14 protein-coding genes and 1 pseudogene are annotated in these 18,948 nt (G+C 59.8%); 6 read left to right on the top strand and 9 right to left on the bottom strand.

All coding sequences use genetic code 11. The features are described from left to right. Window positions 1-183 precede the first annotated feature (183 nt). The 4 genes and pseudogenes from ACIK7D_RS04710 to ubiA form a co-directional block, all read left to right on the top strand. A pseudogene (locus tag ACIK7D_RS04710) lies at window positions 184-2,377 on the top strand (Tex family protein); the annotation flags it as partial. Between the two features lie 293 nt (window positions 2,378-2,670). Next, the gene (locus ACIK7D_RS04705) at window positions 2,671-3,927 is read left to right on the top strand and encodes a cyclopropane-fatty-acyl-phospholipid synthase family protein (protein WP_174022391.1); all 1,257 of its coding nucleotides are present in this window, start codon (window positions 2,671-2,673) and stop codon (window positions 3,925-3,927) included. 254 nt (window positions 3,928-4,181) lie between these two features. Continuing rightward, complete coding sequence (locus ACIK7D_RS04700; protein WP_031234593.1) at window positions 4,182-4,982, top strand: MipA/OmpV family protein; 801 nt, start codon at window positions 4,182-4,184, stop codon at window positions 4,980-4,982. A 121-nt stretch (window positions 4,983-5,103) separates the two neighbouring features. Further along, complete coding sequence (gene ubiA, locus ACIK7D_RS04695) at window positions 5,104-6,057, top strand: 4-hydroxybenzoate octaprenyltransferase (RefSeq protein ID WP_400155725.1); 954 nt, start codon at window positions 5,104-5,106, stop codon at window positions 6,055-6,057. Between the two features lie 77 nt (window positions 6,058-6,134). Here the strand turns inward: ubiA and ACIK7D_RS04690 are convergent, their stop codons facing one another. Further along, window positions 6,135-6,701 carry a DUF6101 family protein gene (locus ACIK7D_RS04690; RefSeq protein WP_003503226.1) on the bottom strand — a complete coding sequence of 189 codons (567 nt, stop codon included), beginning with the start codon at window positions 6,699-6,701 and terminating at the stop codon, window positions 6,135-6,137. Window positions 6,702-7,067: 366 nt separating this feature from the next. Between ACIK7D_RS04690 and ACIK7D_RS04685 the strand changes: the two genes are divergently transcribed. Further along, on the top strand, window positions 7,068-9,506 hold the full coding sequence (locus ACIK7D_RS04685) for a DUF1217 domain-containing protein (RefSeq protein WP_080817742.1): 2,439 nt from the start codon (window positions 7,068-7,070) through the stop codon (window positions 9,504-9,506). Window positions 9,507-9,608: 102 nt separating this feature from the next. On the opposite strand, the gene ACIK7D_RS04680 is transcribed toward ACIK7D_RS04685, so the two are convergent. Then, entirely contained in the window at window positions 9,609-10,559 is a 951-nt protein-coding gene (locus tag ACIK7D_RS04680) for a LysR substrate-binding domain-containing protein (protein WP_080817741.1), read from the bottom strand. A 203-nt stretch (window positions 10,560-10,762) separates the two neighbouring features. Here ACIK7D_RS04680 and ACIK7D_RS04675 point away from each other — a divergent pair, with 203 nt between their 5' ends. Further along, the gene (locus ACIK7D_RS04675) at window positions 10,763-11,056 is read left to right on the top strand and encodes a DUF1127 domain-containing protein (RefSeq protein WP_127756322.1); all 294 of its coding nucleotides are present in this window, start codon (window positions 10,763-10,765) and stop codon (window positions 11,054-11,056) included. Window positions 11,057-11,268: 212 nt separating this feature from the next. Here the strand turns inward: ACIK7D_RS04675 and ACIK7D_RS04670 are convergent, their stop codons facing one another. From ACIK7D_RS04670 to ACIK7D_RS04640, 7 genes are all read right to left on the bottom strand, one after another. Continuing rightward, window positions 11,269-12,642: a glutamate--cysteine ligase gene (locus ACIK7D_RS04670; protein ID WP_400155724.1), complete on the bottom strand. Its 1,374-nt coding sequence runs from the start codon at window positions 12,640-12,642 to the stop codon at window positions 11,269-11,271. 118 nt (window positions 12,643-12,760) lie between these two features. Then, window positions 12,761-13,498, bottom strand: coding sequence for a 16S rRNA (uracil(1498)-N(3))-methyltransferase (locus ACIK7D_RS04665; RefSeq protein WP_400155723.1), 738 nt, complete (start codon window positions 13,496-13,498; stop codon window positions 12,761-12,763). Between the two features lie 17 nt (window positions 13,499-13,515). Beyond that, window positions 13,516-15,021 carry an inorganic phosphate transporter gene (locus ACIK7D_RS04660; protein ID WP_080817734.1) on the bottom strand — a complete coding sequence of 502 codons (1,506 nt, stop codon included), beginning with the start codon at window positions 15,019-15,021 and terminating at the stop codon, window positions 13,516-13,518. A 162-nt stretch (window positions 15,022-15,183) separates the two neighbouring features. Next, complete coding sequence (locus tag ACIK7D_RS04655) at window positions 15,184-15,624, bottom strand: NUDIX hydrolase (protein ID WP_175422068.1); 441 nt, start codon at window positions 15,622-15,624, stop codon at window positions 15,184-15,186. 298 nt (window positions 15,625-15,922) lie between these two features. Then, entirely contained in the window at window positions 15,923-16,669 is a 747-nt protein-coding gene (locus tag ACIK7D_RS04650; protein WP_400155722.1) for an HAD family hydrolase, read from the bottom strand. Further along, entirely contained in the window at window positions 16,666-18,012 is a 1,347-nt protein-coding gene (locus ACIK7D_RS04645) for a glycosyltransferase family 1 protein (RefSeq protein ID WP_004432812.1), read from the bottom strand. Before ACIK7D_RS04645 ends, ACIK7D_RS04650 begins: the two co-directional genes overlap by 4 nt. 103 nt (window positions 18,013-18,115) lie before the next feature. Then, a complete protein-coding gene (locus ACIK7D_RS04640) occupies window positions 18,116-18,889 on the bottom strand; it encodes a FadR/GntR family transcriptional regulator (RefSeq protein ID WP_137002942.1) in 774 nt (257 codons plus the stop codon). Between the last annotated feature and the right edge of the window lie 59 nt (window positions 18,890-18,948).

Raw genomic sequence — 18,948 nt, 5'->3', positions numbered from 1 at the left:
CTTGTGTCAGGGGCGTTAAGGGCAGGGGGGCGAAAGGTCAAGGAGAAAGCGCCGCAAATGCCCGTCTTTCCCTTGAACGCCGCCTTTCCTGTGGAATCGTTGCCGCCTCTTGTTGTCACGCCACAATCAGACATTATGTTCGCCGCTCCAGACGTGAAAGCAGAGAACCCCCAAGAGTCCCCTATGACCGCAGACAATGCCCGCCTCGCCTCGCTCATCGCCACCGAAATCAACGCCCGCGCCGATCAGGTAAAGGCGGCGGTGGCCCTGCTGGACGAGGGTGCGACCGTTCCCTTCATCGCCCGTTACCGCAAGGAAGTGACGGGAGGGCTGGACGACACCCAGCTTCGCACGCTTTCGGAACGTCTTGTCTATCTGCGCGAACTCAATGCGCGGCGCGCCTCCATTGTCGATTCCATCACCGGTCAGGGCAAGATGACCGATGAATTGATGGTCAAGATCATGCAGGCAGGCACCAAGGCGGAGCTGGAAGATCTCTATCTGCCCTATAAGCCGAAACGCCGCACCCGTGCGGAAATCGCCCGCGAACGCGGTCTCGGCCCGCTCGCAGAAGCCATCTGGGAAAACCGCGCCGCCGATCCGGCGAAGCTGGCGGAAGCTTATGTTCAGGGCGAGGTGGCCGATGTGAAGGCTGCACTCGAGGGCACACGCGACATCGTGGCGGAAACCATGACGGAAAATGCCGATCTTCTCGGCCGCCTGCGCGATTACATGCGCCAGAACGCCACCTTCCGGGCCAAGGTGGTGGACGGCAAGCAGGCGTCGGGTGAGAAGTTCTCTGACTATTTCGATCATTTCGAGCGCTGGGCGACGGTGCCGGGCCACCGGGCGCTGGCCATGCTGCGCGGCTGGAACGAGGAAGTGCTGACGCTGACAATCGATGTCGATGCGGACGATCCTTCGCCGGTCAAGCCCGCACAGCGCACCATCGCCGCCGCCTTCGATATCCGCAATGCCGGTCCCGCCGATCAATGGCTGATGGAAGTGGCTGGCTGGACGTGGCGGGTGAAGCTTTCCATGTCGCTCTCGCTCGATCTGATGCGGGAATTGCGCGAGCGCGCGGAAGAAGAGGCGATCCATGTTTTCGCCCGCAATCTCAAGGATCTGCTGCTGGCAGCCCCTGCCGGCTCCCGCGCCACCATGGGGCTCGATCCGGGCATCCGCACCGGCGTCAAGGTGGCGGTGGTGGATGGCACCGGCAAATTGCTTGATACCACGACGGTCTACCCCTTCCCGCCAAAGAACGACGTGCGCGGCACGCAGGCGGAACTTGCTGTCCTCATCCGCAAGCACAATGTCGAACTGATCGCCATCGGCAATGGCACCGGCAGCCGCGAGACGGAAAAGCTGGTCGCCGATCTTCTGGCGCAGATGCCGGCTTCGGGGGCAAAGCCCACCAAGGTCATCGTCTCGGAGGCGGGCGCTTCGGTCTATTCCGCTTCGGAACGGGCAGCCGCCGAATTCCCCAATCTCGATGTCTCGCTGCGCGGCGCCGTCTCCATCGCCCGCCGCCTTCAGGATCCGCTGGCGGAACTGGTGAAGATCGAGCCGAAATCCATCGGTGTCGGTCAGTACCAGCATGACGTCGATCAGGGCCGTCTCAGCCGCTCGCTCGATGCTGTGGTGGAAGATGCGGTGAACGCCGTCGGCGTCGATCTCAATACCGCCTCTTCGCCGCTTCTGGCGCGGGTGTCCGGTCTTGGCAGCTCTATTGCCGATGCCATCGTCGCCCATCGCGACCAGACCGGCCCCTTCGCCAGTCGTAAGGAACTGCTGAAGGTGCCGCGCCTCGGCCAGCGCACCTTCGAACAATGCGCCGGCTTCCTGCGCATCCCGAACGGCATGGAGCCGCTGGATGCTTCCTCGGTTCACCCGGAAGCCTATGGCGTGGCGAAAAAGATCGTTGCCGCCTGCGGCCGCGATCTGCGCTCGCTGATGGGCGACAGCGCCGCGTTGAAGGCGCTCGATCCGAAGAAGTTCATCGACGAGCAATTCGGCCTGCCGACCGTAAAAGACATCATCGCCGAACTGGAAAAGCCCGGCCGCGACCCGCGCCCGAGCTTCAAGACCGCGACCTTCGCCGAGGGTGTGGACGAGATCACCGATCTGAAACCGGGCATGCTGCTGGAAGGCACCGTCACCAATGTCGCCGCCTTCGGCGCTTTCGTGGATATCGGCGTGCATCAGGACGGGCTGGTGCATGTCTCGCAGCTCGCCGACCGTTTCGTGAAAGACCCGCATGAGGTCGTCAAGGCGGGCGATGTGGTCAAGGTGCGGGTCGTGGAAGTGGATGTGAAGCGCAAGCGCATCGGTCTCACCATGCGCAAGGATGGCGGCGAGGCAGCGCCGCAGCCGATGCGCGAGAAGGGCAATGCCAGCGCCATGCGGCACGCGACAGCCAAGCCGAAAGAGCGCAACGAGGGGTCGCAAACCGGTGGTGCGCTGGCCGCCGCTCTGGCTGAAGCCATGAAGCGACGCTGACCTGCGGTTGAAATGATTTTTTACCAAAAAGCCCCGCCATATACCCCGGCGGGGCTTTTTGCTTGATGAAATCGTTCAATTTTTTTGAAATAAGACTATCTTGAAACTTGTGCCGAAAGGAATACGGTCAGGGAAATTGATAAGTGAGACTTAGCAATTGGGGGTGCCATGGCGTCGTCTCTGCATGTTCTTCTCGAAAAGATAATCAAGACCGGTGATCTCACCGTCAACAGCCCGGGCGGCAGCCGCACATTCGGCAACGGCGCGGGAAAAAAGGTGGTTCTGAACTTCACCGACGAAGCCGCCATGCAGGAGATCGCCGCCGATCCGGCGCTGAAGCTGGCTGAAATGTATATGGAAGGCCGGGCGAAGGTCGCGGAAGGCGACATCTACGATTTTCTGGCGCTGGTCAAAGGCAATACGCTAAGCGAGGCCCTGTCCTTCGGCATGATCTGGCGTGGCATGGCGCGCATCATCGCCGCCCGCATCAAGATGCATCTGCCGGTCAACCACAACAAGAGCAACGTTGCCCATCATTACGATCTGAGCGCCAAGCTGTTCGATCTCTTCCTCGATGAGGACTGGCAATATTCCTGCGCCTATTTCAATCCGCCCGGCATCAGCCTCTATGAAGCGCAGGTTGCCAAAAAACGGCACATTGCCGCCAAGCTGATGACCGAGCCGGGTCAGAGCGTGCTGGAAATCGGCTCCGGCTGGGGCGGCATGGCGATGTATATTGCCGAAAGCGCCGGTGCGGATGTGACCGGCATCACGCTCAGCGAAGAACAGCTGCGCGTTTCCCGCGACCGCGCCGCCAAACGGGGCCTTGCGGCCAATGTCCGTTTCGAATTGCAGGACTACCGCTACCTGCCGGCTTCGAAAAAATACGATCGCATCGTCTCCGTCGGCATGTTCGAACATGTCGGGCCGACCCATTATCGGGATTATTTCGACAAGGTGGCGGAGGTGCTGGACGACAGGGGTGTGATGGTGCTGCATTCCATCGGCCAGCCCTATCCGGCGCTCGCGACCAATCCCTTCATCGAAAAATATATTTTCCCCGGCGGTTATATTCCCTCGCTTGCCGAGGTGCTGCCGGCCATCGAAAAATCGCGGCTGCTGGTGAAGGATATCGAAATCCTGCCCATGCATTACGCCCATACGCTTCGCCACTGGCGCGAACGTTTCGTGGCGCGCAGGGCCGAAGCGGTGGCGCTTTATGACGAACGCTTCTTCCGCATGTGGGAGTTTTATCTGGCGGGTTCGGAAATGGCCTTTACCCATGAAAATTTCCACATTTTCCAGATCCAGATCGCCAAGGATCGCGATGCCGTCCCGCATAGTCGCGACTACATTGCGCAGAACGAGGCGAAGCTGCTGGAATTCGAAAAGACGCGCGCGCCGCTGGAGAAGGTGACATTCTGACCACGGCCGAATGACGAACGTTTCCGCACACGCGGCGTCATCCTCGGGCTTGTCCCGAGGATCTATCCACGTTGCGTAAAGTCCTTCGGTCGCAGATGCTCTGGACAGGCCCGAGCATGACGGAGGTGAGGTTTTGAGGCCTTATCGCCACCCTCCGCAGGAGGCGAATTTCAACCCGCGCTGGTTAATGAAATGGAAAGACAATCCCTCTAATTCTACGGACACCTGTCTGTATTGCGTTTCTGGGGTCTTTCATGTTCAAGCCATCAGCGGCAGCCGCCGCCTGTGTCCTGTCGCTTTTTGCCGTGGGCAATGCCCATGCGGAAGGCTGGTTTTCCGGCGACTGGTATCTGAAGCTCGGCGGCGCGGGTTTCACCGCACCGAAATATCAGGGCGACAACAAGAATGAATTCGGCTTCTCGCCCATCATTTCGCTCGGCCGCCAGGGCCAGGGCGCGCGTTTCACCTCGCGCAATGACAGCGCCTCTATCTCGCTTCTGGATAACGGTCCGATCAGCATGGGTCTTGCCGGAAAGCTGGTGTCCCCGCGCGACGAGGGCGACTCGTCCGATCTGAAGGGCATGACCCGCATCAAGCGCGGCGGCGAGCTCGGCGGTTTCGCCGAGGCCTATCCGACCGATTGGCTGCGCGTTCGCGGCGAAGTCCGTCAGGGCATTCGCAGCCATAGCGGCGTGGTCGGCGATGTTGCCGTCGATGCCTTCACCGATATCGCCCCCGGCATCCAGATTTCCGCCGGTCCGCGCGCGACATGGGTAAGCAGCAAATACAACGAGCGTTATTACGGCGTAAGTGCCGCGCAGACGGCTGCCGGCGCGCCATCGCCCTATAGCCCCGGCGGCGGCCTGCATTCCGCTGGCATCGGCGCCGCCATCACCTGGAAAGTCACCGAAAACGCCGAAGTCGGCTCGTTTGCGGAATATCGCCGCCTGACCGGTGACGCCGCCGACAGTTCGCTGGTGCGCGAGCGCGGTTCGAAGAACCAGTTCATCATCGGCGTTCAGGCGAGCTACAAGTTCAATTTCTCGCTGCCCTGATAAATAGCGGCGATACGGTCCTGAAAAGCCCCGTGGCGAAACCGCTGCGGGGCTTTTCCGCGTGTGCGGCCGGGTGCTGAAATCCATTCCGATTTTCCCGCCGATGCTGTAGAACCATCCCATGGTTAACCACAGCGATTTGTCAGATCGCGTCTCCGACGCGCCATCCAATAACTGGGTCTATCGGATTTTGCCGAGGCCCCTCTGGCCCTATGCGCAGCTGGCCCGGTGGGATCGCCCCATCGGCTGGCAATTGCTGATGTGGCCATGTTTCTGGTCCGCAGCCCTTGCGGCAAATGTCGCGATGACGAGCGGCGGCTTTTCCTGGGCGACGCTGATCTGGCATCTGGTGCTGTTCTTCATCGGATCGGTGGCGATGCGCGGCGCGGGTTGCACCTATAATGATCTGGCCGACCACAAGATCGACATGGCCGTGGCGCGCACCCGTTCGCGGCCGCTGCCTTCCGGCCGCGTGAGCCGGTCGCAGGCCAAGCTCTTCATCGTCCTGCAGGCGCTAGCGGGGCTTGTCGTGCTCCTGCAGTTCAACAGTTTCGCAATCGCCACCGGCATATTCTCGCTGATCTTCGTGGCAATCTATCCCTTCGCCAAGCGCTTCACCAACTGGCCGCAATTTTTCCTCGGCCTTGCCTTTTCCTGGGGTGCGCCGATGGGCTGGGCGGGACAGTTCGGATCGATCGCCTGGCCGGCTGTCCTGCTTTATGTCGGCTCCATCGCCTGGACGATCGGTTATGATACAATCTACGCCCATCAGGACAAGGAAGACGACACCGCCGTGGGCATCGGTTCAACCGCCCTGCTGTTTGGAGAGAACACACATCGCTGGCTGGTTTTCCTTTATGGCACAGCCCTTGTCATGATGTTCCTGTCGTTCTGGGTCGCGGGTGTTAACGTCATTGCCTATAGCGGCCTTGCCGCTGCGGCGATCATGCTGTTCCGGCAGGTCTGGGTGCTCGATATCGACGATGTCGATCAGTGCCTCGTGCTGTTCAAATCCAACAACCGCGTCGGCGTGCTGATTTTCGCGGGCCTCATCCTGCCGCTCCTGCTGGCGTAAGCCTGTGAAAACACGAAATGAAAAAGCCCGGCCGCGTCATCCGCGCCGGACTTTTTGATTTGTCTGGCTGAAGATTATCAGCTGCGGGCGATGATTTCCTTGCCCTCGATCTTCATGCTCATGCCCAGCGAACCGGTGGAGCGGCGAACGAGGAAGCGCGGGCGACGCTCCGCGAAATAGGAATGGCGGCGGCGCGGGCGGGTATTCTGGGTGCGCACCTTGCCGAGATGTTCTTCCAGCGGACGGGCGACGCCATCGGCTTCCACCATCAGCATGGGAATACGGTAGGCCTCGGACCAGCTGCGCCAGTCGGCGGCGATATCGCAGAGATCGTGGGCGACAAGAAGCGGAACGCAGAGGTCCGGATCGTCGTGGTGCAGCTCCAGCGTCACCGTTACCTGTCCATCGCCATGGTCGATGGCGCGGGCGGCGACGCCCTTGAAGGCGCGGGCTGGCAAAGCGAAGGACAAAGGCAGGCCGGAAGAGGACAGAACCTTTCTCAGAACGGCGCCCCGTTCATCGAGAGTGACGGCGACATCGGTCGCGCCATTGCCTTTTCCATAGGTGACCTGTTGCGGAAAACGTGCCGGGTCGAGTCTGAGAGTGGCGACGGCCCAGTCGGGCTTCAGAACGGTCTTGGTCATGTTTATTCTACCCTTGTTTTACCTGAGAGCCGGTTTCCGGTCTTCTCATCGGGACTTTTCGTCCTCTGATGTCGGGAGAATATCCGCCGCATGTTCGAGACTGCTTAAAAATCGCGGTTAAGAAAACTTTGCATTCCCAAATGGTTAGCAAAACACACTGTGGCATGGTTTCGCTTAGGTAAAAGAGATCGGGACAATGCGGTTTTTATCCCGGCCGAAATTGTGCTCTTTCAAGCTCCGGGCAAGGCGTCTCCCGCATAGTCAGGCAAAGGCTTGCCGTGCGTCCCGATGGAGGCGCGATGGGTGGATTGAAAACCGGAGCATTCGGCGTCTGAAGCGACGCGCGGGTCTCCAGGGGGCATTCGGATGGTATCGACTTATCTCAGCTACGACCTCATCAACCGCGATATGAAGGCAAGCCTGTCGCGCGTGTCGCAGCAGGGGCTCATCGAGCGGCAGACGACATATTACAAGGAAAACATCGGCAATGTGAAAAGCGTCGATGAGTTCCTCGATGATTACCAGCTCTATTCCTATGCCATGGATGCCTTCGGTCTCGGTGAAATGACCTATGCCAAGGCCTTCATGAAAAAGGTGCTGGAAAGCGATCTGAACGACCAGAACAGCTTCGCCAACAAGCTCACCGATGAGCGGTATCGGGAATTCGCCGCAGCCTTCAACTTCACCACATCGACGAAGACCGTTCAGACGGAAGCGCAGCTCGACAAGATGATCGGGCTTTACGATACGTCGATAACCGATCTCGATGACAGCCTCGCGGAAGAGACCCGTTATTACAAGGCGATTGTCGGCACGGTGACCAATGTCGACCAGCTGCTGCGCAACGACCGCACCCGCGCCTATATCTTTCAGGTCTTCGGCATCGATGAGAAGACCTATTCCTATGCCCATATCAAGGGATTGATGACGAGCGACATCAACGATCCCGACAGCTACATCAACCAGAAATACGGCACGGCCTATAATGACGCGGTCGAAAAACTGACGATGAAGGGCAATATCGAACTGCACGCGCAGGTCACCGCCCGGATTACCGCAATCGACACCGAACTCGCCGGCACCGGTTTGACGGCGGAGGAGCGCACGCAACTGGAGGCGGAAAAAGTGACGCGCCAGGACCAGCTGACCCAGCTTGAGGCGGTGTTGCCGCCGCAGGATGAGTGGGAAGCGAAGCTCGCCGCCATCAAGGCCGAGCAGACGACGCTCACCAGCACCGTCACGCAATATAACAAGATGGCGCAGCTCGCCACCGCCTTCGAGTTCAAGAACGACGGCACGGTGACCGCCGGGCAGGCGCAGACGGCGGATAATCTAAAGGCCCTGACGGATGCCTATATCGGCAGCGCCCCGCGCGTGACGCCAACCGTCGCCACGCTGAATCGCGATTATTTCGAATCGAAGATCGGTTCGATCAAGACCGTAACGGAACTGACCTCGGATACCCGGCTTCTCAACTATATCAGGACCGCCTTCGACCTTAACGACCTCACAGTCGTCACGGCAACGATCCAGAATATCCTGACCAGCGATCTGAGCGATCCGAACAACTACATCGCGACCGTCGGCAAGAACGACAAGCGTTATATCGCCTTGAGAAATGCCTTCAATTTCCAGACCGACGGAACGCTGGCAGACGGCACGACACCCCAGACGACGGCACAGACCGCGACCACCACCAGCGGTTATATGACCTATTATAACGACAAAGATGACGCCGCCGACGAGAAGGCGCTGAAGCTGTTCAAGAGCGATATAGCCAGCGTCACATCCGTCAAGGATTTCATCGACAGCAGCGCGGTCTATACCTATGCGCTGAAAGCCGTCGGTCTCGATCCGACCAAGGTGAATTCCGCCGATATTCGCAAGGTCCTCACCAGCGATCTGCAGGATAAAAAGAGCTTCGTCTACACGCTCAAAGACGAGCGTTATGTCAAGCTGGCGGAGCTGTTCAACTTCGCCTCCGATGGTAGCGTCGGTACACCGGTTCTGGCGCAGTCGGAAATCGAGATGCAGACCATGTCGGCCGACTACATCAAGAAAAAATCGGCGTTCGGCACGGAAAAGGACAAGGAAACGGCGACGAAGGAATCGGAATATTTCACGGCCGAGATGCAGAAGATCAAAACGCTCAAGGAATTCCTGAGCAATGATCGCCTGACGAAGTTCGCGATGGAGTCGCTCGGCATCGATCCCGAAAGCGTGACCAAGGAACAGCTCGAAAAGGCCTTCACCTCGAAGCTCGATGACAAGGACAGCTACGTCAACAAGGAGATGGATCCGGTCTTCCGCCGCCTCGTCACCGCCTTCAACTTCAATACCGACGGCACGCTTCTTCACGAGGACCGCAGCCTGATCCAGACGCGGCGCGGCCTTTACGAGACGCTGGACAATTATCTCACCCAGACGCTGGAAACGCAGGCGGGCGAAGAAAATGCCGGTGTGCGTCTGGCGCTCTATTTCCAGCGCATGGCGGCCGGAACGACGTCCTATTATTCGATCCTCGCCGACACGGCGCTCCAGAGTTTCATCAACACCACTTTCGGAATCCCGGACGAACTCGCCAATGCCGAGGTCGATACGCAGGTGACGATGATGAAGAAATATTTCGACATCGAGGACTTTCAGGATCCGGAAAAGGTCAAGAAGCTGGTCGCCCGTTTCACCATCATGTACGACAATCAGCAGAACACCACCGATCCGATCATGACGCTCTTCAACGGCAGCGGTTCGGTGGGCATAAGCGCCGATACGCTGCTGGCGGTTGCCACGCTGCGCGCGCGGTAGACAGAAAGCGCGGAGGAGCGACGGGAGGATCTGGGTTAGCCGGCTTGAGGCCGATGACAAAGCCTCCCGCATAGGCGACGCCATCCTTGGGACTTTATCCTCTTACCACCCCGGCAGCATGTGCCCGGCGCGCAGGCGCGGCATCTTGGGGTAGGTCTTCACATCGCTGTCCATTTCGTCGGCAACGCTCATCGGCGAGATATTGTCGAGGCAGGCGGTGATGTGGTCGGTGATGGCGTTCACCAGCGAGGGGGAGAGGCCCGGCCGTTTCATCAGGCCGATCTGCACCGGCGGCAGGGGCGGGAAGCCGTCGGCGGCGGTCAGAACCTTCATGCCGGTGCGCAGCGCCGATTCCGGCAGCACCGAGACGGCCATGCCCGCCAGCACGGCAGCGGCGACGACGGTGGAAGACCAGCTCGTGAACAGGACCTGATAATCCCGCCCATCGGCATCGAGCGCCGAACAGGCAAGCTGGCGCCAGTGGCAATCGCGCCGCCCGACGGCGAGCGGCACGGGTGCATCGTCCTTCAGCGGATGGTTGGCGGAAGCGACCCAGCAGAGCGGTTCGGTGCGCACCACATCCGAGGAGCGCGCGCGCGGATTATGGGTGACGAGCGCGATATCCAGTTCGCCGCGCGCCATTTTTTCGGCAAGGCTGACCGAAGGTTCGCAGACGATATAAAGCTCGACATTGGGATGGGTCTTGGCGAAGCGCCCGATGATCTCCGGCATGTAGCGGTCGGCATAGTCATCGGGCGTGCCGATGCGCAGCGTGCCTTCCAGCCGGTTGTCGTCGAAGGCGGCAATCGCCTCATTGTTGAGGCGGATAATGCGGCGGGCGTAATTCATCAGTTTTTCGCCCTCCGCTGTCAGGCGGTTGCCACGCCCGTCCTTGGCGAAAAGCTGCTTGCCGATCCGCTCTTCCAGCCGTCGCATCTGCATGGAAACGGCGGATTGCGTCTTGAAAACGCGGTCTGCGGCCTTGGTGAAGCTGCCCGTATCGACGATGGCGATGAAGGTATGCAACTGGTCTATGTCGAGAGGTGCGGACATGGATGGCCATCCATCAGAATGATTGATGTCTCACATTAGAAACATTCGTTGGACTGATCAATAGTCTTGCGACATTTTGACACCCAGCAAATCAATATCAACCCCGGGCCGGCGAAACGTCAGGCCCCCAACCCGAGGCAGCTTCTCGCGCGTGGTGCGCCGGGGGCGGTGCCGCATCGTGCCGTTACGAAAGGATAAGTGTCATGCGCACGGCAGAACGGAGAATGGAACTGGAACTCGCAACCTCGCGGCAGAACGATACGCTTCGTCGTGTCGCTGTCCTCTTTGCTTTCCGCGTCAAAACGTTCTTGCAGCGCATCTACAACCGTATCGTGGCCAATGGCCTCACGGAACTCGATGACCGCCTTCTGGCCGATATCGGTCTGGCGCGCTCGGATGTGAGGGATGCGCTCAATACCGGCCTGCTCGAGGATCCGACCGCCCATCTGACCCGCGCTGCACGCAACCGCGCGGTGACCCGGTTCAAGACCGTTTAGAGCATTTCCAGGAAAAGTGGACCCCGGTTTTCCGTCCGGAAATGCGGCAAAACGTTCCAGAATGTTCGGGCAATTCCGGCAGACCCCCAGCCGCCGGAATTGCCTTCGAACGGAAAAGTTTTCCCCGCAGGGTGATTTGCCAATAGCCCTGCCTTTGCCCGGTGTCAGGCCCCTCGGCCGCGCCGGGCTTTTTTAATGGCGTCGCAATTTTCTCAATACTGATATTCTTCGAATACCGGCAGCACGGAGCCGCCCCAGCGACCGTTGTAAAGCGCAAGCAGGTCTTCGGCGAGCGTGGTCTTCTTGGCCAGAACCTCGTCCAGCGACGACAGGAACACGGTTTCGTCCTGCCCTTCGCCGTTCAGGCGCTTGCGGTTTTTGAGGCCGGTGCGGGAAATGTCGAGCACCTCGCGGGCGAGACCGAGAAGCGGCTTGCCGGCGATCTCGGCGGAAAGACCCTTGGCCGGAACGGAATCGCGAAGGGCGATGACCTCATCGAAGCTCCAGCCGGCGGTCAGCGCATCGGCAGCGGTCAGCGCCTCGTCATCGTAAAGAAGGCCGACCCAGAAAGCGGGAAGGGCGCAGATGCGTCTCCACGGGCCGCCATCCGCACCGCGCATTTCCAGAAAGCGCTTCAGGCGCACATCCGGGAACAGGGTGGAAAGATGGTTCGTCCAGTCGCCCATGGTCGGCTGCCAGTCGGCGATTTCACCCTTCAGCGCACCGTTCATGAACTGGCGGAAAGTGACATGGGTGCAATCATGATATTTGCCGTCGCGCACGATGAAATACATCGGCACGTCGAGCGCCCATTCCACATAGTCCTTGAAGCCGAAATCATCGCTGAAGGTGAAGGGCAGCACGCCCGAGCGGCGGTTGTCGGTGTCGCGCCAGATATCGCCGCGCCAGGAAAGAAGACCGTTCGGCTTGCCTTCGGTGAAGGGCGAGGAGGCGAAGAGCGCTGTCGCCAGCGATTGCAGCTTCATGGAAACGCGCATCTTCCGGCGCATGTCCGCTTCGGAGGAGAAATCGAGATTAACCTGAATCGTGCAGGTGCGGTACATCATGTCGAGACCCTTGGTCCCGACCTTCGGCATATAACGCGTCATGATCGCGTAACGCGATTTCGGCATGCGCGGCGTTTCGTCGTAGCTCCACAGCGGGCTGCCGCCAATGCCGAGGAAACGGATGCCCATCGGCTCGGCCACTTCGCGCAGCGTCGCCAGATGCTGGTTGGATTCCTTGCAGGTCTGGTGCAGGTTTTCGAGCGGCGCGCCCGACAGCTCGAACTGGCCGCCCGGCTCGATGGAGATGGCGCCCATGCCGTGCTGCTCGCCAAGGCCGATGATGTTTCCGCCGTCCATGATCGGCTCCCAGCCGAGCTTTTCCTGCATGCCCTTCAAAAGTGCTGAAATGCTGGCTTCGCCGAAATAGGGAACGGGACTGTTATCCTCGCGGAAAAACGCGAATTTTTCGTGTTCGGTGCCGATGCGGAAGTCGGCTTCAGCTTTGCAACCGCCCGCCAGATAATCTGTAAGCTCCGTGACGGAGGAGAGGGGGGTCTGGTCGGTCGTGTCGCGTGCCATGGCTTACCTTGTTATGACGTCTCTGTTGCGGCGAGGCATATGATTGGCAGATAGGGCCGGATCGTATCCGGAGGCAAATGAATTTCTTTTAAAGATGCATGAAGCGCAATGGGGCCATTCAATTCCAGTCGCCGATCGCCGCCTGAATGACCGCGAGCGCGGCGACGGCGGCCGTATCGGCCCTCAGGATACGCGGCCCCAACGGAATGGGGGTAACGAAGGCAAGGCCGCGCAGAAGCTCCCTTTCTTCCTCGGAAAACCCGCCTTCCGGGCCGACCAGCAGGGCAAGTTTGCGCTCCGTGACGGCTTGCAGGATCGGCAGCGGATTTTGCCCCGCATCGCCTTCGTCGCAATAGATGATGCGCCGGTCGTGGGGCCAGCTCTCGAGCATGTCCTTGAGTTTCACCGGCTCGGCCACCTCGGGCAGGGACAGTATGCCGCACTGCTCGGCGGCTTCGATGGCGTTGGCGCGCAGTTTTTCGGTATTGTGGATCTTGCCCTGAACATGCTGCGTCATCACCGGCTGCAACAGGCCGGCGCCCATCTCCACCGCCTTCTGCACCAGATAATCCATGCGCCCGACTTTCAGGGGCGCGAAAAGATAATGCAGGTCCGGGGCGTTCGGCTGGGGCCGTGTCTGCTCGAGGGGGACGAGCACGATCTTCTTGCGGCTCGGAAAGGCAAGTTTCGCTTTCCATTCGCCGTCGCGACCGTTGAACAGCAGGATTTCCGAACCGTCGGTCATGCGCAGCACGTTGGCGAGATAGTTGAACTGCTCGGCTGTCGCCTCCTGCGCGACGCCTTCGGCAAGGCTGGCTTCGATATACAGGCGTTGCATCCGGAAATTGGCGCGCATGGGATTCTGTTTCAGGTTCAGAGAAAGAGGGAGGACATGAGCCAGTAGAGCAGCGCCGCAAGCGTTGCACTGGAAGGAACGGTGACCAGCCAGGCGGCGATGATCGTCATGAAGTGAGAGCGGCGGACGAGATAGCGGCGGCGTATCTCGGAAGGATTGTCGGCGTATCTTTCGGACCGACGGGGCCTGCCGTCACCAGCCTGAACGAGCTCCTGCCGCCGCCGCGACGATTGGGTGTACCATTCGCGGAAGAAACCGACGCCGAACACTGCACCGATTGCCGTGTGGGTGGTGCTGACCGGCAGGCCGAAGCGTGAGGCAACGAGCACGGTAAGCGCCGTGGCCACGGAAACGCAGAAGGCGCGCATCGGATTGAGTTTGGTGATCTGCTCCCCGACGAGGCGGATGAGGCGCGGGCCATAAAGAAGAATACCGCAGGAAAGCCCGAAGGCGCCGACCAGCATTACCCACATCGGTGCGCGGGCGGAGGTGCTCACCGCCTCGTCATGCAGGGCTCGCACGATGGCCACGACCGGCCCGATGGCGTTCGAAACGTCATTCGCCCCATGAGCGAAGGACATCAGGCCGGCGGCGAGAACCAGCGGCCACTGGAACAGGATTCGAAGCGACTGGTTGCGGTTTTCCAATCCTTCCGATTGTTTGCGGATGATCGGCACGCAGAGCCGCCAGACCACGAGCCCGGTCACCAGCCCGGTGAGGCTGGCATGGCCAAGCGACACATGCATCAGCTGCCGCAATCCGACCCAGATGAGATAGGCCATGAAGACGCCCGCCATCAAACCGATGAGAACCGGAACCCACAGCCGGGCGGAGGTGAGCTTGTCCTCGCGGTAAATGATGAATTCCTTGATGAAAGCAAGGATGGCGACGGCGATGATGGCGCTGATGAAGGGCGCCAGTACCCATGCGAAGGCAATGCTGCCGAGCGAAAACCAGTCGACCGCCTTCGCCCCATAGGCGGCCATTCCCGCGCCCGCAACCCCGCCCACCACCGTATGGGTGGTGGAAATCGGCGCTCTCGTCCAGGTCGAGATATTGACGAGAAGGCCGGCGGCGAGAAGCGCCGAGAGCATCGCCCATGAAAAGGCGGTCCTGTCGGGAATGGTCTCGATGTTGATGATGCCGCTGGAAATGGTCTCGACGACGTTGCCGCCGGTGATCAGCGCGCCGGCAATCTCGCAGATGGCGGCGATGATGAGGGCGGCGGCAAGCGGCATGGCCTTGGCCCCAACCGCCGGGCCGACATTGTTCGTGACGTCGTTTGCGCCGATATTGATCGCCATATAGGCGCCGATGGCGACGGCGGCGATGATGATGACCGAACCCGCGGTGCCGGTGACGAAGACGCCGGCGAAGATGGCCGCCAGGACAACGAACATGAACCCCGCGCCAAGGCCGGCAAGCTGCTGCGTGACATGCAGCGTCGCCTCTTCGACACGGGTAATCTTGTCGAGATCCTTGTCGAGCGTCGGTTTCATATTCGATGGCGGCTTGATTGCCATTCAGACCTCGTTTGCCAGCATTCCCTTTCGTCCGGCAGTGTCGCAGGTTGAAGGCAATTTTACAGAAAGACTGTTACATCTCGCACATCTTTCCAAAAGGAAAGACGATAAAAGCCATGTTGGAAAAACAAACTGCACATTGTCACGTTCGGGGCGGGCGCGCTATTTCGAATGCGTCATCCGCTTGTCGAAAGCGAGCATCAGCGCTTTCAGTTCCGGCTCGTTGACCCGCGTGGTCGCCTCCTGGGGGCTGACCCATTCCAGCCGTCTCGAGTCCCTTTCGGGAAAGCTTTCCTGCATTTCGGAAACTTCGAGCAGATGCACCTGAACCCGGCACGGCACATTGATGCCGCTGTTCAGTTTTTTTTCATATTCATAATAACCGAAGGGAGCCTTCTCCACCGTGCCTTTGACGCCGGCTTCCTCATAAGCTTCCTGTTCGGCCACCGCATGGGCCTTCTTGTTGGCCATCGGCCAGCCCTTGGGAATGACCCACCGTCCCGTATCCCTGCTGGTCAGCAGCAGGACTTCCGGCTCCGGATGCTTTTTGGACAATCGATAGCACAGCGCCGCATATTGCTGTCGCGGCGGTCTGCGCAACATCAAGCCAACGTCTGTCGCCAATCGATTCAAAATCTTCAATCCGGATTGATCCTTCTTTGCCGGGTAGTGATAATTGCTAATATAGAGATGCCGTAAGTTCCGCCAATCCCCCTTCACCCATAACCCACTACTGTCTTCACGCTGATGAAGCCTGCGGGCAAAGATGGACATGGTGGATATGCGAACAAAGCTTCGACCGGGTGGTTCCCCGGCCGGACAGCCGATGCGGTAATACTCTCTCCGCCCGCCTTCAAGCATACTGAATGCAAAGCCGCTATGAATTGTAGCCGGGGCTATTTTAGTCCGGGGTTAATCCCCAGTGCCGGAGACCTTCGACCACACCGTCCGCTTCCTTCGCAGCCGAGTGAAAGAAGCGCATATCATGATATGCCAGCGAGACGAGCTCCGGCAGGGCATTGCCCACGATCACGCCGCGAATATTCTTTAGCTCAAACATCGCCCGATCGTTGCCAGTATCGCCCGCAACCACTGATTCGTCGAGGCCGATGCGTAGTTGTCCACATAGCCATGTCAGCGCTGCGCCCTTGTCGGCGGCTTTGGGCAAGATGTCGAGGTCGCGGTCGCTGGAATAGACGATACGGGCATCGATATCGGCCGCCACAAGCGCGGCCTCAATCTCTTCGAGCGCGGCGTCATCGGCGTCATGCAGGAACCAGCTCGATTTCAAGCCGTGCTGGTAACGCTCTTCCTGCATCGTCACACCGGGAATTCCGGCCATGACCTCGGCAATCTTCTGGGGGTCGAAACCGGTGCCGAGGGACTGTGTATAGGCGCTTGCCAGCTCGCTTCGCTTTTTGGCATGCAGCATGGTGCCGACTCCGCCGATGATGTAGTCGGGCTGCGGCAGCGGCACCTCTTCGAGAAGCGCAAGCTGGTCGTCGATCAGCCGGCCGCTGTTGAAAACGAGAAGAGGACGTTGACCGTCCGGCAACGAATGCCAGAAATCGCGGAACCGGCGCGTGGCGTCGTTATCGCCGACGACGGTTCCGTCGAGATCGGTGGAAAAAAGGCGAAGCGGTCTCAATCGCCGTCGTTCCATGGTTCGGCCCAATCGGCTTCTTCCAGAACCGGCATCATGGTCCTGCCCTCCACAAGGGCGAGAAGCTGCTGGGCAATGCCGGTCCATGTGAACAGGCTGCGCGCCTTGTGCGCCCCCATGCGGGAAAGCCGCCCGTAAAGCCGCTCATGCTTGAACGGCTTCATCATGGTGATGCCGAGGTCTTCCTTGTCGAAAGGATCGGCAAACAGCGCATGGCGGCCATAGCTGACGGCCCGGAACAACCCGCCATGGATGGTGACGACGGTGGGCGTGCCGCTCGCCATCGCCTCGATTGCGGTCATGCCGAAGGGCTCGTAACGGCTGGAAAGCACGAAAAGATCGGCGGCGCGATAGATGTCCGGCAGGTCTTCATCCGCGACATAACCGGAAAACGCCACCCTGTCTTCGAGACCGAGCGTTTTCACCCGCTCCTTCAACTGGTTGAGGATCGTGGTTTCCTGCTCGTCCATATTCTCGCCGCCGACGGCCAGATGCAGCCGGGCTTCCGGTTCGCGCTCGGCAAGCACGGAGAAACCGTCGATCAGCAGGTCGTACCCCTTGTTGGTGGCGAGCCGTCCGAGCGCCAGCACGGTCTTGCCCTCGAAGCCGAAACGCTGCCGGATCATCTGCCGCGTCGCATCGGAAACCGGGAAGAAACGGTTGTCGTCATAACCCGGCGGGATCATGTGGATGTGCTTGCGCTTCAGACCGTAATCCTCGATCAGCACGTCCAGCTGCACCGGTGTTGTGGCGATCACCATGTCGCAGCTGCGGTAGATGATCAGCTCATGCTGGATACGTTCCCGGAAGTTGAATTCCAGTTCGAACGTATCGGCCTTTTCCGGATAGTCGGTTTCCATCTGGCGCTTTTTCCAGATGCCGAGCGAATGCGGCGTGTGCAGATGCGGGATTTTCAGCGCTTCGGACAGCCGCTGCCCGGCGACGCCGGCATCCCAGTAATGGCTGTTGATGAAAGAATAATTCAGGTCGTTTTTCTTGATGAAACGCAGCGCATTTTCGCACCATTCCATCAGGTGCCGGTGCAGATATTCCTTGGGAATGAAATCCCGCCCGCCGCAGGGAATGCGCACCACGCGGACGCGCTCATCGACCTCATCGAATTCCGGCTGGTCTTCGAAGCGGCGGGTATAAAGATCGACGGTGTAACCGAGCTGGCCGAGTTTGCGTGCAAGCTCAAGCACATAAACCACCTGTCCCCCGGTATCGGCCGCGCCCAGTGGCGGGTGCGCGGCGACATAGCCATGCGTCGATATGAGAGCTATCCGCGGATAGCGTTCAGTTTCGCTCGTGGTCGTCATGGGTCCCATCTTGGTAAATTTTTCCAATTAACCCGATAAAAAGACCAAAGAGCACAAAAGGTTCCATCAAAACCTGAATAAATGAGATGCCGTATTGCGCCGGATGCCGTTTTCAGGGGCCGCGCTGCTGCTGCCTCAGGCGCGAAATCCGGTCCCATTCCCGCGCCTGGTGCGCCTTGGATGTCGTCTCCACGATGAAGTCGATATGGGCCTCCGCCGCCGCCCTTGCCGCGGCCGCATCGCCGGCGACAATCGCATCGTGGATGGCGATATGTTGCCTCAGCACCTCGTCATGGGCGCCCGCGACAGTGAAGATGAGATGGCGATTGTAAAAGATGTCGTCGCTCAGAAGCCGGTAGCAGGACCGCAACGTGTGCATCAGCACGATATTATGCGCCGCCTCGCCAATGGCGTTGTGAAATTCCACATCGCCCGCAAGCTCCTCTTCGAAACGGCCCGCCTCATGCGCTTCCCGCATTCTGTCCACGATGGCGGCGAGGTTGCGCCTGTCCGGCTCCGTCGCTCGCTGCGCGGCAAGTTCGGCGGTCATGCCTTCGATATAGCGGCGATATTCGAGGAAATCCCGCGTCGCCCGGCTGTGGCGGGTAATCAGCGCGCTCAAGGGATCGGAAAAGACCGGGCCGACAATATCGGCGACATAGGTGCCGCCGCCATGCCGGCTGGTAAGAAGGCCACGGGTCTCAAGTTCCTTCAGCGCTTCCCGCAGGATCGGCCGCGAGACATCGAGGCGTTGCGCCAGTTCGCGCTCGCCGGGCAGCCTGTCGCCATCGCGCAATATGCCGTCGAGGATCAGTTCCTCGAAACGTAAGATCACCTCCTGCGATGTGCGGCTGTGCTCGATGCGCGCAAAAAGCGTTTCGTCCATCGCAGAAGTCTCCGGCGAAATCCGCCCCGTATTTCGATCGGGGGCAAATTATCAGCGAA

Source organism: Agrobacterium sp. P15N1-A (assembly GCF_044626815.1).
In the GTDB taxonomy this organism is placed as follows: domain Bacteria; phylum Pseudomonadota; class Alphaproteobacteria; order Rhizobiales; family Rhizobiaceae; genus Agrobacterium; species Agrobacterium leguminum.
Note: the sequence above shows the minus strand (reverse complement) of the source record. Positions and strands in the feature narration are given on the sequence as shown.